The 15,787-nt window shown below is 71.9% G+C and carries 15 protein-coding genes; 10 read left to right on the top strand and 5 right to left on the bottom strand.

Translation table 11 applies throughout. From position 1 onward, the window contains the following. Positions 1–10 precede the first annotated feature (10 nt). The 6 genes from ACFO6S_RS09190 to ACFO6S_RS09165 all read left to right on the top strand — a co-directional run bounded on the left by ACFO6S_RS09190 (position 11) and on the right by ACFO6S_RS09165 (position 6,167). On the top strand, positions 11–499 hold the full coding sequence (locus ACFO6S_RS09190) for an SdpI family protein (RefSeq protein ID WP_378416227.1): 489 nt from the start codon (positions 11–13) through the stop codon (positions 497–499). 60 nt (positions 500–559) lie between these two features. Continuing rightward, positions 560–1,558, top strand: coding sequence for a DUF1648 domain-containing protein (locus tag ACFO6S_RS09185; RefSeq protein ID WP_378416225.1), 999 nt, complete (start codon positions 560–562; stop codon positions 1,556–1,558). 64 nt (positions 1,559–1,622) lie between these two features. Next, positions 1,623–3,053, top strand: a complete 1,431-nt coding sequence (locus ACFO6S_RS09180; protein ID WP_378416223.1) for an aldehyde dehydrogenase family protein — start codon at positions 1,623–1,625, stop codon at positions 3,051–3,053. 39 nt (positions 3,054–3,092) lie between these two features. Then, on the top strand, positions 3,093–4,211 hold the full coding sequence (locus ACFO6S_RS09175; protein ID WP_378416221.1) for an NDMA-dependent alcohol dehydrogenase: 1,119 nt from the start codon (positions 3,093–3,095) through the stop codon (positions 4,209–4,211). A 118-nt stretch (positions 4,212–4,329) separates the two neighbouring features. Continuing rightward, positions 4,330–5,328 carry a bile acid:sodium symporter family protein gene (locus tag ACFO6S_RS09170; protein ID WP_378416219.1) on the top strand — a complete coding sequence of 333 codons (999 nt, stop codon included), beginning with the start codon at positions 4,330–4,332 and terminating at the stop codon, positions 5,326–5,328. A 101-nt stretch (positions 5,329–5,429) separates the two neighbouring features. Continuing rightward, entirely contained in the window at positions 5,430–6,167 is a 738-nt protein-coding gene (locus ACFO6S_RS09165; protein WP_378416217.1) for an HNH endonuclease family protein, read from the top strand. Between the two features lie 193 nt (positions 6,168–6,360). Here ACFO6S_RS09165 and ACFO6S_RS09160 read toward each other — a convergent pair whose 3' ends face one another. Then, a complete protein-coding gene (locus ACFO6S_RS09160) occupies positions 6,361–6,966 on the bottom strand; it encodes a YqgE/AlgH family protein (RefSeq protein ID WP_378416216.1) in 606 nt (201 codons plus the stop codon). Between the two features lie 53 nt (positions 6,967–7,019). Beyond that, positions 7,020–7,718 carry a TetR/AcrR family transcriptional regulator gene (locus ACFO6S_RS09155; RefSeq protein ID WP_378416214.1) on the bottom strand — a complete coding sequence of 233 codons (699 nt, stop codon included), beginning with the start codon at positions 7,716–7,718 and terminating at the stop codon, positions 7,020–7,022. Between the two features lie 140 nt (positions 7,719–7,858). Between ACFO6S_RS09155 and ACFO6S_RS09150 the strand changes: the two genes are divergently transcribed. Continuing rightward, the gene (locus tag ACFO6S_RS09150; protein ID WP_378416212.1) at positions 7,859–8,806 is read left to right on the top strand and encodes an NAD-dependent epimerase/dehydratase family protein; all 948 of its coding nucleotides are present in this window, start codon (positions 7,859–7,861) and stop codon (positions 8,804–8,806) included. Positions 8,807–8,815: 9 nt separating this feature from the next. Continuing rightward, entirely contained in the window at positions 8,816–10,105 is a 1,290-nt protein-coding gene (locus ACFO6S_RS09145) for an MFS transporter (RefSeq protein ID WP_378416210.1), read from the top strand. Positions 10,106–10,109: 4 nt separating this feature from the next. On the opposite strand, the gene ACFO6S_RS09140 is transcribed toward ACFO6S_RS09145, so the two are convergent. Next, complete coding sequence (locus ACFO6S_RS09140; RefSeq protein ID WP_378416208.1) at positions 10,110–10,604, bottom strand: hypothetical protein; 495 nt, start codon at positions 10,602–10,604, stop codon at positions 10,110–10,112. A gap of 158 nt (positions 10,605–10,762) precedes the next feature. Here ACFO6S_RS09140 and ACFO6S_RS09135 point away from each other — a divergent pair, with 158 nt between their 5' ends. Both ACFO6S_RS09135 and ACFO6S_RS09130 read left to right on the top strand, forming a co-directional pair. Next, positions 10,763–11,131, top strand: coding sequence for a WhiB family transcriptional regulator (locus tag ACFO6S_RS09135; RefSeq protein ID WP_378416206.1), 369 nt, complete (start codon positions 10,763–10,765; stop codon positions 11,129–11,131). Positions 11,132–11,832: 701 nt separating this feature from the next. Further along, complete coding sequence (locus ACFO6S_RS09130; RefSeq protein ID WP_378416204.1) at positions 11,833–13,407, top strand: DUF4185 domain-containing protein; 1,575 nt, start codon at positions 11,833–11,835, stop codon at positions 13,405–13,407. A gap of 16 nt (positions 13,408–13,423) precedes the next feature. Here ACFO6S_RS09130 and ACFO6S_RS09125 read toward each other — a convergent pair whose 3' ends face one another. Next, positions 13,424–14,290 (bottom strand): alpha/beta fold hydrolase, encoded by an 867-nt coding sequence (locus tag ACFO6S_RS09125; protein ID WP_378416202.1) that lies wholly within the window; start codon positions 14,288–14,290, stop codon positions 13,424–13,426. 44 nt (positions 14,291–14,334) lie between these two features. Further along, the gene (locus tag ACFO6S_RS09120) at positions 14,335–15,783 is read right to left on the bottom strand and encodes a CCA tRNA nucleotidyltransferase (RefSeq protein ID WP_378416200.1); all 1,449 of its coding nucleotides are present in this window, start codon (positions 15,781–15,783) and stop codon (positions 14,335–14,337) included. Between the last annotated feature and the right edge of the window lie 4 nt (positions 15,784–15,787).

Genomic DNA, 15,787 nt, shown 5'->3' with positions numbered 1-15,787 from the left:
CCATGGTCGGGTGCTGATCCTTGCAATCGTGCTGTTCGTCCTCGCCCTCGCCGTCGGCGGAGTTGCGGTCGCCGGACTCGCCGGCAAGCTGCCGCGCAACCGTTGGGCCGGCGTCCGCACCCCGGAGACCCTGGCCAACGACAAGGCCTTCGCCCTCGCCAACCGCGTCGCCGGGCCCACCCTGGCCGCGGCCGCCCTGCTGCTGGTCATCGGCGGTGTCGGCGCCCTGGTCCTGGGCGGCGTCACCGGTGTCGCGGTGGCCCTCGTCGCCGTGGTCGCGGCCCTGGGCGTCGCCGCGTACGGCGGATCCCTCGGCGCCCGGGTGGCCGCCGCGCTGCCGGCCGAGGCGTCGGGCTGCGGCAACGACTGCGGGTGCGGCAGCGCGCCGGAGCCCGCCGCGGCCGACGAGAGTAACACCGACGCCGCTGCCGCGGCGGCCGACTGCGGCATGGACTCCTGCGGGTCGTGCGCCCTCAAGGGCGCCTGCCTGCCCTCGTAGACACCCGCCCGGCGCACCGCCGGGGGTGAGCTCCCTCACGCGGCTGGTTGAATCGCCGCCATGAGCAACTCCGCGGCCGACCGGCCCGTGCCGCCCGCCCCGTCGCGGCCCCGCGCGGTGGATCCGGCCGGCGCCCTGTTCGGGATCGCGATCCCCCTCCTCGCCGCCGCCTCGGGACTGCTGCTGACCTGGCTCCGGTCGCCGCGTCTGCCCGAACCGATCGCCGTCCACTGGTCCGGCGGGACACCCGACGGCTTCGGCTCCGCCTGGTCCACGGCCACGACGATGGCCATCGTGCTGGTCCTGGTCGGCTGCGGCTGCAGCGCGTTCGCGGCGCTGGCCGGCGCCCAGCTGATGACGCGGCGCGCCATGCTGCTGATCGGCCTCGGCGTGGTCGGCCTGCTGACCGCCGCCTGGATCACGCTGCTGTGGGCGCAACTGGACCTCGCGGACGCGGCGGACGCGCGGATGCCGATGTCCGCCCTCGCGGCGGGCATGGTGGCCGGCCTCGCCGTCGGGGCGCTCGGCGCCGTCCTGCTGCGCGACCACCGCGAGCGCTCCGCGGCCGACGCCCCGCCCGACCCGGACCTGCCCCGCGGGCCTGTGGAGCTGCCGATCGTCGACCAGCTGGGCCTGAGCACCGCCGCCGCCGTCTGCTGGGCGCTCGGCGGCGCCGCGGTCACCGTCCTGCTGTGCCGGCTGGCCGACTCGTGGTGGCTGTTCCCCGTGTTCGGCGCGGCGGGGCTGCTGTCGCTCTCGCTGCTGCGGTACCGGGTCACCGTCGACGAGACCGGCCTGCGCGTGCGCAACATGGGGATGACCACCATGGCCTACGGAGTCGAGGAGTTGATCGGCGCCAGGGTGGACGAGGTCAAGCCGTTCCGGGACTTCGGCGGCTGGGGCCTGCGGGTGAAGGGCCGCGGCAACTACGCGGTCGCCACCCGGTCCGGTCCGGCGGTGGTGTTCACCGCGGCGAACGGGCAGCGGCTCACCGTCACCTCCGCCCGCGCGGCGGAGATGGCCGGCGCCCTCAATGCATTGGCGGACAAACGGTTCTGAAACTGGTCCCGGTCACCGGGATTTGCGCTGAGAGTGATCTGGAGCACGTCCTAGCGTTCGCCGCATGGACCCGAACAGTGGCGTGCGCACGCGCCTGACCGATCTCCTCGCCCTCCAACGCGCCGCCCTGGTCGCCGAGGGTCAGCCGACCGCCGAGCGCCGCCGCCAGCGCATCCAGGCGGTGATCGACCTGCTCGTGGCCCGCGCCGACGACATCGCCAAGGCCCTGGACGCCGACTTCGGTGGACGCCCCGAGGGTTACTCGCTGATGAACGACGTGGTCGGCTCCATCACCGCCCTCAAGCACGCGCGCGACAACCTGGACGCCTGGATGGCCCCGGACGAGCGGCCCGTCTTCGCGCCCTACGACCAGCTCGGCGCCCGCGCGCAGGTGCTGCACCAGCCGAAGGGCACGGTCGGGATCATCGGCACCTGGAACGCCCCGGTGTACACCCTGATGAGCCCGCTCGCCGGGGTGCTCGCCGCCGGGAACCGGGCCGTCCTCAAGCCCTCTGAGGTGGTGCCCCGCACCGCGGACGTGCTGGCCGACGCGGTGGCCACCCTGCTCGACCCCGCCGAGGTCGCCATCGTCACCGGGGGCCCCGACGTCGCCGACGCGCTGACGTCACTGCCGTTCGACCACCTCGTCTTCACCGGCAGCAGCGCGGTCGGCAAGCTGGTGATGGCCAACGCCGCGCAGAACCTGGTGCCGGTGACCCTCGAACTCGGCGGCAAGTCCCCGACGGTGATCGGCCGCGGCGCCGACCTCGCCGACGCCGCCCACCGCATCGCCGTCGGCAAGGCCACCAACGGCGGCCAGATCTGCGTCAGCCCCGACACCGTGCACGTGCCCCGCGAACACCTCGACGAGTTCGTCACCGCGCTGCGCGAGGCGTACACCGCGCTGCTGCCGACGATCGAGGACAACGCCGACGCCGTCGCGATCGTCAGTGACCGGCACGCCGCCCGGATCGACGGCTACGTCGCCGACGCAGCCGACCGCGGGGCCCGCGTCGAGTCGGCGCCGGACGTCCCGCTGCCCGCCGCCGGCCGACGCCGGCCGCTGCGGATGGTGATCGAGCCGCCGGCCGACGCCGTCATCCGGCAGGAGGAGATCTTCGGCCCCGCCGTGGTGCTGCTCGGGTACGACGCGATCGACGAGGTGGTCGACGCGATCAACGCGGGACCGAAGCCGTTGGCGCTGTACTACTTCGGCACCGACACCGCGGAGCAGGACGCCGTCGTCGGCCGCACCTCCTCCGGCGGCGTGACGATCAACGAGGTGATGATGCACCCCGGCCTGCAGGACGCCCCGTTCGGCGGCGTCGGCGCGTCCGGCATGGGCCACTACAACGGCCGCGAGGGCTTCCTCGAGTTCAGCCACGCCCGCGCCGTCTACGAGTCCGCCGGCCCGGACCTGCGTGGCGAGTGGGGAATGCTGCCGCCGTACACCGACCAGTTCCGCGCCATGATGGCCGCCCAGGTCACCCCGTAACAGCCTGTTCCGCAACATCTTTGAACGAGGAGACATTCAGTGAAGACCCGCGGCGCGATCATCCGCAGCACCCCCGGCACCTACGAGGTCGTCGAGATGGACCTCGACGCGCCCCGGCGCGGTGAGATCACCGTCAAGATGGTGGCCTCGGGCCTGTGCCACTCCGACGACCACGTCGCCCTCGGCGACCACGCCGTCGGCGTCTACCCGATCTGCGGCGGGCACGAGGGCGCAGGCGTCGTCGTCGAGGTGGGCCCGGAGACGACGGGGTTTGCCGAGGGCGACCACGTGCTGTTCTCCTTCGTCGCCGGCTGCGGACGCTGCCGCTGGTGCGCGAAGGGGCTGCAGAACCTGTGCGACCGCGGCGCCGCGATCATGACCGGCAGCCGACCGGACGACCCGACCAGCTTCCGGCTGAGCCTGGACGGGCAGCCGGTGGCCCAGACCTGCGGGCTGTCCACCTTCAGCGAGTACACCACCGTCAGCACCGACTCCGCGGTCAAGGTGCACGACAAGAGCCTGCCGCTCGACGTGCTCTGCCTGCTCGGCTGCGGCGTCGGCACGGGCTGGGGCGCAGCGGTCAACTCCGCCGAGGTCTATCCCGGCCAGACGGTGATCGTGATGGGCGTCGGCGGCATCGGCATCAACGCGGTGCAGGGCGCCGCGCACGCGGGCGCCGCGCACGTCCTGGCCGTCGACCCGGTGGCGTTCAAGCGCGAGAGCGCCCTGAAGTTCGGTGCCACCCAGGCATTCGCGACCATCGAGGAGGCCACCGAGGTGGCCCGGTCGCTGACCAACGGGCAGGGTGCCGACGCGGCGATCGTGACCGTCGGGGTGACCACCGGCGAGCACATCGCGCAGGCGTTCTCGGCGATCCGCAAGGCCGGGGTGTGCGTGGTGACCGGCCTCGGGAAGATGACCGACGTCGGCATCCCGATCAGCCCGATGGAGCTCACGCTCTACCAGAAGCGGCTGCAGGGCTCGCTGTTCGGTGCGTCGGCGCCCAGTGCGGACATCCCGTGGCTGATCGACCTCTACACCGCGGGCAAGCTCGAGCTCGACGGCCTGGTGACCCGCACCTACGCCCTCGACGAGGTGGCCAAGGGCTTCGAGGACATGCACGCCGGGCGGAACATCCGCGGCGTGATCAAGTTCTGAGGTAGTCCCATCCGTAGGGCCCCGCGCGCGGTGACGCACCGCCCGCGGGGCCCCGGCGTCTCGACACCACTGGGGTCTCGCACCGGACCGCCGGACCCCGGGGCCTACCGTGGTGGTCGTGAAGTTTCTCTCCAGGTTCTACATCGACGGGTTCATCCTCTCCATCATCGCCGTCGCGGTACTGGCCAGCATCTTCCCGGCCCAGGGCACCGCGGCCGAGGTCCTGTCGTGGGCCACCAAGATCGCCATCTTCCTGCTGTTCCTGCTCTACGGCGCCCGGCTGCATCCCCGCGAGGCACTGGCGGGCCTGACCCACTGGCGGCTGCACGCGGCGGTGCTCACCGCCACCTTCGTGCTGTTCCCGCTGCTGGGGCTGGCACTGAGCGTGCTCGAGCCGACGCTGCTCAGCGGCGGGCTGTACACCGGCGTGCTGTACCTGTGCCTGGTGCCCTCGACGGTGCAGTCGTCGATCGCGTTCACCTCCATCGCCCGCGGCAACGTGCCGGGGGCGATGGTCAGCGCCACCCTGTCGAACATGCTGGGGGTGTTCCTGACGCCGCTGCTGGTGATCGCGCTGATGAACACGACCGGCGAGGCGCACGTGGACGCGTCGTCGGTGCTCGACATCGTGGTGCAGCTGCTGCTGCCGTTCGTCCTGGGCCAGCTGCTGCGCCCACTGGTCGCGGACTGGCTGCAGCGCAACGCCGCCCCGACCAAGCTCGTCGACCGTGGCTCGATCCTGCTGGTGGTCTACGCGGCGTTCAGCGCGGGCATGGTCGAGAACGCCTGGGCCGGGCTCTCACCGTGGCAGGTGCTCGGTCTGGTGGCGGTGATGTGCGGACTGCTGGCCGTCGTGCTGGCGGTGACGTGGTTCGCCGGCCGCCGGCTCGGCTTCTCGGTGCCGGACCAGATCGTGGTCGTCTTCTGCGGGTCGAAGAAGTCACTCGCCACCGGCCTGCCGATGGCGACGGTGTTGTTCGCCGGCCAGCCGATCGGCCTGATCGTGCTGCCGCTGATGATCTTCCACCAGATCCAGCTGATCGTCTGCGCGGCGCTGGCGCAGCGGTACGCCCGGCGGGCGGACCCGCAGCCGGAGCCGGCCGACACCGGCCACTGAGCACTTCGTCACGGAAACCGGCTCCGGCACCAGGGGATTCGTCGAGCCGGTGGGCCGCTCGCCATAATCGGGGGTCCGTTCCGTGAAAGGGAGTACCCCTGTTGAGTTTTCGTACCACCACCGGCCGCGCGCTGGCACTGGCGACCGCCTGCGCCACCGTCCTCGTCGCGACCGGTTGCAGCGCCCTGTCGGCTGAGGCCACCCCGACCGACGGCGCGCCGTTCACCGGCGCGAGCGCCACCCTCGCCACGCTCGACACCATCCCGGTCAAGGGTCGCGCCCCGAAGACCGGGTACGACCGTGACCTCTACGGCCCGGCCTGGACCGACGATGTCGGCGTCGCCGGCGGGCACAACGGCTGCGACACCCGCAACGACATCCTCCGCCGGGACCTGACGGCCGTGACCTACAAGACCGGGACTCGGGACTGCGTGGTCCTCACCGGGACCCTGGCCGACCCGTACACCGGCAAGACCGTCGACTTCGTCCGCGGCCAGAACACCTCGAGCGCCGTGCAGATCGACCACGTCGTGGCGCTGTCCGACTCCTGGCAGAAGGGCGCGCAGAAGCTCGATGCGCAGACCCGTAAGGACTTTGCCAACGATCCCCGCAACCTGCTGGCCTCGGACGGCCCGGCGAACCAGCAGAAGTCCGACAGCGACGCCGCGTCCTGGCTGCCCGCCAACAAGGCCTTCCGCTGCGCGTACGTCGCCAAGCAGGTGGAGGTGAAGGCAGCCTACCGGCTCTGGGTCACCCAGGCCGAGAAGGACGCGATCGTCGGGGTGCTGGCCACCTGCCCCGACCCGGTCGCCACCGGGTCCTCCGCAGGGTCCTCGTAGTCCTTCGGTGCCGGGCCGGCTGCGGTCGCCCGGCGCCGCGGCCGGCGCCGCCGCCGCCGCCGAATGAACGGCACACTCACTCGATCCAATCGAATGAACGCTTCCGTTCATTCGATTGGATCGCATGAACGGTACGTTCACTCGGCCCGCGGAGACGGACTGGGGATGACGGCCTGCGGTCGAGGGGCGCGGGTCAGTTGCGCTCGACGTCGATGGGGTGGGTGGCACGCAGCGAGAGCGGCAGCGGCTGACGGCGGAGCACCTGCGCCCACAGGTCCGCGCGGGGCGGTCCGATCACGTCCGACGGCAGCGCGGAGACCAGCGTCCAGTCGTCGTGGTCGAGCTCGCCGTCGAGTTGACCGATGCTCCACCCTGCGTAACCCGCGAACACCCGCACGCCCTCGACCAGCGGTCCGACCTGGTCGGGGTCCGAGTCCAGGTCGACCATCACGACCCGGCCGTGGACGCGCCGCAGGCCCTCGACGCCGTCGATCCCGGCGCCGGTCCGCAGGGTGGCCAGGCACAGGGCCGCGTCGCGCTTGACGGGGCCGCCGACGAACAGCGCCCGGGGACGCGCGCACAGGTCGCCCCACTGGGGGAGCACGGTGTGCACGGCGGTGGCGCTGGCCCGGTTGAGAACCACACCCAGACTGCCGGATTCGTTGTGCTCGATCACGTAGACCACGGTGCGGCGGAACGACGGCTCGGTAAGTCCGGTGGAGGAGACCAGCAGGCTGCCGGGGCGCACGACCGGTTCCGTCGCGGCCCTGCGGTCGTCGGACTCGTCTGCGTACTCCACCGGTCAATCATCGCACCGCGGGCCGATCGGTTGCAGCCCGACGCCGCGAGCGGTCAGCCTGCGAGACCGACCACCTCCGCGAGCACCGACAACTGGTGCTCGAACAGCGCCCGCGGGTCGGTGAAGGTGTCCGGGCCGTACTGCCCGAAGACCTCGAAGTTGACCGCGCCGAAGAGCGACGACCACACCAGCACCCCGCGCAGGAGCACCTCGTCGGGCAGGTCGACACCCAGCTCGGCGCGGATCGCGTCGACGTTCGCGCGCAGCGGAGCCGTCGTGGCGGGATCCGCCACCGGCCGCAGCCGACCGGCGCTGTGCGCCTCGCCGATCAGCGCCACCAGCGCGTTGACCACCCGGGTACCCGGCCCGGTGGTGCGCTCGGCGGGCGCCCGGTAGCCGGGCACCGGGCTACCGAAAAGCAGTCCGTAACAAGCCTTCTCCTGCAATGCCCAGTCCCGAACGGCATGACCCAGGGCCCGGAATCGGGCGGTCGGGTCGTCGGCCGGTGCGGCGTCGAGCGCGGCCGCCACCGCGTCACCGAGCTCGGTGTAGCCCTCGACCACCAGCAGGGTGAGCAGCTCGTCGCGGCTCTTGACGTACCGGTACACGGCCGACGAGACGACGCCGAGGTCGCGGGCCACCGCGCGCAGCGACAGCGCCGCCGCCCCGTCGCGGGCCAGGTGCTCGCGGCCGATCCGGGTGATGTCGGCCAGGGTCTGTTCGCGGGCGCGGGCGCGGGGGGTACCGGTCACGCCGTCCAGGGTGACCCCCTTTCGTGAGCACTGTCAACTTTAGAGAGCACTGCTCTTGACAGGAGGCCCTTCCGCGGCGCACTGTTGATTCGAGAGCGGTGCTCTCAAACATCTACCCAGACGGACAGGACGTGATCACGATGGCGGCAGTACAGGTGGTGACCGGGGCGGGCCCGGTCGGATGGACGGTCGCGCAGCAACTCGCCGACCAGGGTCACGCCGTGCGGGTGCTCACCCGCTCCGGGTCCGGGCCGGAGCACCCCGGCGTGCGTCGGATGCGGGTGGACGTCTCCCGGCCCGGGGCGCTCGACGACGCCCTCGACGGCGCCGCGGCGGTCTTCCACTGCACCCACGGCTCCGCGTACTCGGCGGCGGCCTGGCGGCGCGAGCTGCCCGGCACCGAACGCGAGGTGCTGGCCGCCGCCGGCCGGGCCGGGGCGGTGGCGGTGTTCCCCGAGAGCCTCTACTCGTACGGCCCGGTAGACGGGCCGATCACCGAGGACACCCCGCGCGACGCCCGCGACGGCAAGCTCGGGGTCCGCACCGAGCTGCTGCGTCAGCGCGCGGAGTCCACCACGCCGACGGTGAGCGTCGCCGCCTCGGACTTCTTCGGACCGCACGTCCTGATGGCGCACGCGGGGGAGCGGATGGTGCCGAAGATCCTGGCGGGCAGCACGGTTCGGGTCCTCGCCGCACTGGACGTCCCGCACTCCTTCACCTACGTGCCGGACCTCGCGGCCGCCATGATCGCCGCCGCCGCGGACCCGGCGCGGTGGAACGCCGTGCTGCACGCGCCGACCGGGCCGGCGCTCACCCAGCGGGAGTTGGTGCACGCCTTCGCCGCCGTGGCCGGGCTCGACGACCCCCGCACCGGGGTGCTGCCGGCGTGGCTGATTCGCGCGGTCGGCCGGGTGCACGGCGAGACCCGCGAGCTCGCCGAGACGCTCTACCAGTTCGAGCGGCCGTTCGTGGTGGACTCCGCGCGCAGCGAGCGACTGCTCGGCCTGGCGCCGACCCCGCTGCCCGAGGCGGCCGCGGCCACCGTCGCCTGGTGGCGGACGCGGGAGGCGGTGCCCGCCGCGCGATAGGGTCACGCGGTGGTGGACTCGACGACCGGACGCCTGCGCGCGGCACTGCGCAACTCACCCGGCCTCGGCCGGCTGGCCACCGTACGCTTCGCAGGCCAGTTCGGCGACGGGCTGTTCCAGGCCGCCCTCGGCGGCGCGATCCTGTTCAACCCCGAACGCGAGACCGACCCGCTGGCGATCGCCGCCGGATTCGCGGTGCTGCTGCTGCCGTACTCGGTGCTCGGACCGTTCGTCGGTGCGCTGCTCGACCGCTGGGACCGCCGCGCGGTGCTGATGTGGGCGAACGCGTTGCGCGGCGCGTTGATCCTGTGCACGGCGGTCCTGCTGGTCTCCGGCGCGCCGGAGACACCGCTGCTGCTGTTGGCTCTCGCGTCCGTCGGCGTCAGCCGCTTCGTCGGCGCAGGCGTGTCCGCGGCACTGCCCCACGTGGTGCGTCAATCCTGGCTGGTGCCAACCAATTCCGTATTGGCGACCGTCGGTTCCGGGGTCGCCGCCGCCGGTGCGGCGGCCGCGGTCGTGATGATCTCGCTGGTGGGCGACGGCGACCGGGGATCCGGTGTCGCGGTCGCGGCGGCCGCCGTCGGCTCGGTGCTCGGCGCGCTCGCCGCCGCCGGGTTCGCCCCGCGTGGCCTCGGCCCGCGCACGGCGGAGCGGACCGCGCCTGCGCCCACCCGGGCGGCCGCCGTCCGGGCCGTCGCCGCCGGGCTGCGCACCGGCGCCACCGCCGTGTGGCGGGCACCGGGGGTCACCACCGCGATGCTCGGCATCGGGGCGCACCGGATCGTGTTCGGGATCGACACCCTGGTCATGGTCCTGGTCCTGCGCGACCCCGCGGCCGCAGGCACGCTGCCCGGCGGGCTGGCCGGTTTCGGCGTCGCGGTCGGCGCCACCGCCGCGGGGATGCTGCTGGCGGCGGCGCTCACGCCGCTGCTGATCCCGCGACTCGGTCGGCCACGAACCATCGCGCTGGCACTGCTCGCGGCGATCGTGGTGCAGCTGACGCTGATCGCCGCGCTCACCCAGCCGATGCTGCTGGCCGGCGCGTTCCTGCTCGGCCTGGCCGGACAGACCGTCAAGCTGACCGGCGACGCGGCCATGCAGATCGACATCGACGACACCCGGCGCGGCCAGGTGTTCGCGCTGCAGGACACCGTGTTCAACATCGCGTTCATCGGGTCGCTGGCCGCGGCGGCGACGGTGATCGCACCCGACGGCCGCTCGCCGGGCCTGGTGGTCGCGGGCGCCGGGGTGTACGCGCTGGGACTGCTCGCTGTAGCGCTGAACTCGCGGCGCCGGTAGCCGGTCAGTCACCGGACGGCGGCTGCCGCCACCGAACCGCGTCCAGGCGGCCGTCGCCGTCGGTGTCGGACAGGGTCGCCTCCGGCGTCCCGTCGCCGTTCTCGTCCACCAGCAGCGTCCGCGGGTCCGGCCCCCTCGACCACCCGACCGGGTCCGGCGCGGCGGCCGGACCGGGCACCTCGCGGTCCCAGGTACCCAGGCCGCTCGGGTCGGCGAAGTACCGGGCGCCGACGTCCTCGACGTCGAGCACCGACCGGTCTGCCAGCCCGTCCCCGTCGCTGTCCCACATGGCGTCGTCGAGCAGGCCGTCGCCGTCGAAGTCCAGACGGACCGCGTCGGCCACCTGGTCGGCACCGATGTCCAGGTCCGCCGCCGACTCCCAGACGAACGGGTCGTCGTCGCCGGTCCCGAACGCGTACTCCACCACGAAGCCCATACATGTTGGACGTGGGACCGGCGGCGCGGGTTCCGCCTGCGGCACGCCGAGGAGGGGCGTCATGCGTTCATTCAAACCCTGGACGATCGTCCAGGATGCGTCACCTGACGGCAGTCCGACGTTTAACTCTTCGCCCTACCGTTCTCCACGTCATGGTCACGCGAATTCGACTCACCCCCTCAGCAGCACACCCGATTTCCGCACGAACGAGGACAGGCGCAATGAGCATCACCGAGACCGGAGGCCCCACGGCGACACAATCGCCCGAGATCCCCTCCACCTGGCGAGCGTTCGCACGATGCATCGACAATCCCGACTGGATGTTCGTGCAGGGAGCCGCCCAGCGCGAGGCGGTCACGATCTGCCGCCACTGCCCCGTGCTCGTGCCGTGCGCCGCGGACGCCCTCGACAGCCGGACCGAGTTCGGAGTGTGGGGCGGGATGACCGAACGCCGTCGCAGGGCACTGCTGAAGGACCATCCCGACATCGAATCGTGGGCCGACTTCTTTGCCTCACACCGGCCGGAGTCGGCGACGGCACGACTTGCGTCGCCGCCGTGCCGGAACACCGGAAATCGTCGGCGCGACTAGAAGAAATTTGCCCCCGGTCCGATTCCGGACCGGGCGCGACCGCGTCGACACCGGACATTCGGAATTTCGTTTTGCAATTGCACGGGTTCACCTGATCCCGGCGTGCCTGTCGGCCGGTTCCGTCGAATTTACGACGGTTGGAACTACCGCAGCATCGCTCACCAATAAGAAGGAGAAAGCATGTCCTCGTCAGACCTGTCTGATCTGCTCGGCGCGTTCAAGACCATCCTCGACGTGGTCGGCAAGCTGTCGACCGGACTTGGCAGCTGAACCCGACACCCGTCGGCACGAAACGTGCCGCGCAACCGGTCGTCGTTCGACCGGCTCGCGACGGTAGCTCCACCTGAGTGATCGCCGGGTATCGGTGACGAATCTGCCGATCGGCAGGCCCGCTCCCAGCTTCGTGGGCGAGACCGGCCCAGTGGAGCGGGCGCGCCACCGAGACCCTCGCACGTTGGGACTCAGACGGATCCGTCCGCCACCGCCACGCGGTGGCGGACGGATGTCGTGCAGCCGGTGACAACCTCGTGCTTCCACACGAAGGAAACCGTACTCACCTGGTGCGACAACGGTTTCGGTGCGATCGACCGGGCGGCGATGCCTGCTGCCGACGAACCGATGTCCCCGCTCCACGCAACGGATCCTGCTACTTTCTCCAGACACCTCGAGGTCGGCGCACCGCAGCGCCGAGCGATCGTGGAATGGACGGGGGCGTTGTGATTCGTCGTATCGCTACACCACTGTGTGCGCTGACCCTCGCGATCTCCGGATCGCTGGTGAGCACCGCCGCGGCCACGACGGCGCCCTCGGCCGCCCCCACCAACGCCTGCGGCGAGCGCGGCTTCGACCCGTCCGCCGCCGACGTCGGCCAGACCACGGGGCCGCCCCGACTGGACCTGAAGTACCCGTGGCCCGAGATCGTCCCGGTGCCCGTCCCCGACCCCGCACCGAACCTGACCCGGGTCCCGCAGGACCCGCTGCCGGCCGACCCGTGCGCGGACCCCTGCCCGGACCTGACCGACGCCGGACCCGAGCAACCCGACGACACCGGGTCACTGGGATCGTCCGGCTCCGACTCCGGTTCGAGTTCCTCGGGTTCGAGCGGTTCCAGCTCGTCGGGCTCCGACGGCTCCGCGGCGGGCTCGCTGGGCCCGCAGGTGCCGCGGATCTCCATCGGACCGGACCCGGAACCCATTCCCATCCCGATTCCCGGCCCCGAGCAGCCGCGGCCGCCCGCCCCCACCCCGCAGTCCCCGCCCGTCGAGCCCGGCCCGGTCGCCGCGTCCGCACCCGCACCGGCCGTCGGCGAGGTGTCCCTGGTCGCCCAGCTCACCGGCCCCGGCTCGATCAACCGCACCGACAAGCGCTGGCAGGTCAACGCGACCGACCTCGGCATCACCTGGGAGTCCGGGCCGGGGGAGGTGTCGGTCGCGTTCGGCGACACCTTCGGCAGGGGCTGGGCCCCACCCGGTGCCAACGGCTCCGACTGGCGATCGAACGTGCTGGGCCACAGCACCGATCGCGACCTGTCCGACGGCATGACCATCGACTCGATGGTGCAGGACAGCCGCTGCCACGCCGTCGAGGTGCTCGGCAGCCGCAAGGTCAAGAACTGGGAGACCACCACCATCCCGACGTCCGGGTTCGCGATCGGCGACCGGCAGTACCTGAGCTACATGTCGGTGCGGCGCTGGAGCGTGATCCCCGGCATGTGGGACACCAACCGCGGCGGCATCGCGTACTCCGACGACCGGGGTCAGACCTGGACGAAGGATCCGTATGCCAACTGGGACAACCTGTTCGGCGGCAGCAAGTTCCAGGTGACCAGCATGGTGCCTGCGGGGGACCACGTGTACATGTTCGGCACCCCCAACGGCCGGCTCGGCACCGTGGCGGTGGCGCGGGCCCCGAAGGACCAGGTGCTCAACAAGTCCGCGTACCAGTACTGGACGGGCGGCACCTGGAGCCCGGTCGCGGAACACTCACCCACCCCGGTGATGTCCGGCAACGCCGCCGAGCTGTCGGTGCGCTACGACGCCCGGCGCGACCTGTGGCAGATGAGCTACCTCGACACCCTGGCCGGAACAATTGTGTTGCGGCAGGCCAAGACTCCGCAGGGAAGCTGGACCGACGCCGTGCCGTTGGTCAACGCCGTCGACTACCCGAAGATCTACGGCGGCTTCATCCACCCGTGGTCCACCGAGCACGACCTGTACTTCACCGTCTCGGAGTGGGACAGCTACAACGTCTACCTGATGCACGCAAAGCTGAACTGATGCAGCGGCGTTCGCCTCAGCGGAGCTCCTGCTCGACGAGCTCCGCGAGGCGCTCGGGCGCCTCCAGCGACGGCCAGTGCCCGACGTCGGGAAGCATCGTCACCCGCGTCTGCGGGCGCAGGCCGAGCAGGTGCGCCGGCATGGCCTTCGTCGCGATGGGGTCGAGCGCGCCCCAGACCAGGCCCATCGGGCCTGCGTACTCCACCAGCGCCGCGGTCCAACGGGGTTGGTGCCGGCGCCGCTCGAGCAGGTAGCGGTTCTGGCGCGGCAGCAGCCGGCCGCCGGAGTTGCGCTCGATCGCCTGCACCAGCGCGTCGATCGCGCCCGGCGGCGCCGGGGCGTCGGGTGCGAAGCTGCGCTCGAGTGAACGCGCCAGGAGCCGGCGTGGGGGCGAGACGGGCAGCGCCCGCGCCGGCAGCCGGAGCATCCCCCGCTGCGCGGGCGTCAGGTGCGCGAGGTCGATGAAGATCGAGCCGTTGGTCAGCACCACCCGCTCCGGCACGAAGCCCAGTTCGCCGTGGTTGTGGCGGTGCATCAGCTCCGCGACGACGGTGTCGCCCATGTCGTGGCCGATCAGGACGCAGCGAGCGATGCCCAACCGTCCCAACACCGTCTCGACCAGGTCGGCCTGCTCGAAGAGCGAGTAGCGCGCGACCGCGGGCTTGTCGGAGAGCCCGAAGCCCAGCAGGTCCAGCAGGACCACCCGCCGGGTGGCGCCGAGCAGTTCCGCGACCGAAGCGAAGTCGTGTGACGAACCGGGGAACCCGTGCACGATCACCACCGGCGAACCCGCGCCCGCGCCGACCTCCACGACGAAGATGCGGTCCGCACCGACGGTGAGGTACCGCCCGCGCGCCTGCCAGGCCTGCAGATCGGTCGTCATGAGCGGACTCCTCCGACGGGCGCACCGGGCGCCCGGGAACCAGCCTACGTCTGCTGCTGCCACCACTTCAGCAACTCGGCCTCCGCCTCCTCGCGGGGCAGCGGGCCCCGGTCCAGACGCAGCTCCTTGAGGAAGGTCCAGGCCTTGCCGACCTCCGGACCGGCCGGGATGCCGAGCAGCTCCATGATCGCGTTGCCGTCGAGGTCCGGGCGCACCCGCGCCAGGTCCTCCTGCTCGGCGAGCCGGGCGATCCGCTGCTCGAGGTCGTCGTAGGTGGCCTGCAGCTTGGCGGCGCGCCGCTTGTTGCGGGTGGTGCAGTCCGCCCGGACCAGCTTGTGCAGCCGGGGCAGCAGGTCGCCGGCGTCGTTGACGTACCGGCGCACCGCGGAATCCGTCCACTGGCCCTCGCCGTAGCCGTGGAAACGCAGGTGCAGGAACACCAGCTGACCGACGTCGTCGACCATCTGCTTGGAGTACTTCAGCGCCCGCATCCGGCGACGGACCAGCTTGGCGCCGACCACCTCGTGGTGGTGGAAGCTCACGCCGCCGCCCGGCTCGTTGCGCTTGGTGTCCGGCTTGCCGATGTCGTGCAGGATCGCCGCCCAGCGCAGCACCAGGTCCGGGTCGCCGTCCTCGAGGTCGATCGCCTGCTGCAGCACCGTCAGGGAGTGCTGGTAGACGTCCTTGTGCTGGTGGTGCTCGTCGATCTCGAGCTCCATCTCCGGGATCTCGGGGATCACCCGGGCGGCCAGCCCGGTCTCGCACATCACGTTGATGCCGTCGATCGGGTACTCGCCGAGGATCAGCTTGTCGAGCTCGGCGTGCACCCGTTCGGCGGTGATCCTGTCGATCTGCCCGGCCATCTCGACGATCGCCTGCCGGACCCGCGGGGCCAGCGAGAAGCCGAGCTGCGAGACGAACCGCGCCGCGCGCAGCATCCGCAGCGGGTCGTCGTTGAACGAGCGCTCCGGCGCGGCGGGGGTGTCGAGCACACCGGCGAGCAGGGCGTCCATCCCGCCGAGCGGGTCGACGAACTCCTGGTCGCCGTCGGCGCCGAGCCGCACGGCCATCGCGTTGACGGTGAAGTCGCGGCGCACCAGGTCCTCCTCGAGGCTGGTGCCGTACTTCACCTCGGGGTTGCGGGTGACGCCGTCGTACGCGTCGGTGCGGAAGGTGGTGATCTCGATCTGCTGGTCGGCCTTCGCCGCACTGATCGTGCCGAAGGCGATGCCGGTGTCCCACTGGTTGTCGGCCCAGCCCTTGAGCAGGGCCTGCACCTGCTCCGGCCGCGCGTCGGTGGTGAAGTCCAGGTCGGTGCCCAGCCGGCCGAGGACCGCGTCCCGGACGCTGCCGCCGACCAGGTACAGCTCGTGGCCCGCGGCGGCGAACCTCGCACCGAGGGGCGTCAGCACCTCGGAGAGGTCGCGCAGGGTCGCGGTCGCGCCCGAGAGCAGTCGGGTGCGTCGGTCGGCGTCGGGAGTTGGGGAAACCACGAGT

The sequence above is a fragment of the Rhodococcus kronopolitis genome, assembly GCF_042654025.1.
GTDB classification, from domain to species: domain Bacteria; phylum Actinomycetota; class Actinomycetes; order Mycobacteriales; family Mycobacteriaceae; genus Rhodococcus_G; species Rhodococcus_G kronopolitis.
Note: the sequence above shows the minus strand (reverse complement) of the source record. Positions and strands in the feature narration are given on the sequence as shown.

What these genes read in the sequence shown, in the direction of transcription:
- ACFO6S_RS09185 (WP_378416225.1), top strand. Translation starts at nt 560, where the DNA reads ATGAGCAACTCCGCGGCCGACCGGCCCGTGCCGCCCGCCCCGTCGCGG.
- ACFO6S_RS09125 (WP_378416202.1), bottom strand. Translation starts at nt 14,290, where the DNA reads ATGACGACCGATCTGCAGGCCTGGCAGGCGCGCGGGCGGTACCTCACC.
- ACFO6S_RS09140 (WP_378416208.1), bottom strand. Translation starts at nt 10,604, where the DNA reads ATGACGCCCCTCCTCGGCGTGCCGCAGGCGGAACCCGCGCCGCCGGTC.
- ACFO6S_RS09180 (WP_378416223.1), top strand. Translation starts at nt 1,623, where the DNA reads ATGGACCCGAACAGTGGCGTGCGCACGCGCCTGACCGATCTCCTCGCC.
- ACFO6S_RS09135 (WP_378416206.1), top strand. Translation starts at nt 10,763, where the DNA reads ATGAGCATCACCGAGACCGGAGGCCCCACGGCGACACAATCGCCCGAG.
- ACFO6S_RS09150 (WP_378416212.1), top strand. Translation starts at nt 7,859, where the DNA reads ATGGCGGCAGTACAGGTGGTGACCGGGGCGGGCCCGGTCGGATGGACG.
- ACFO6S_RS09130 (WP_378416204.1), top strand. Translation starts at nt 11,833, where the DNA reads ATGGACGGGGGCGTTGTGATTCGTCGTATCGCTACACCACTGTGTGCG.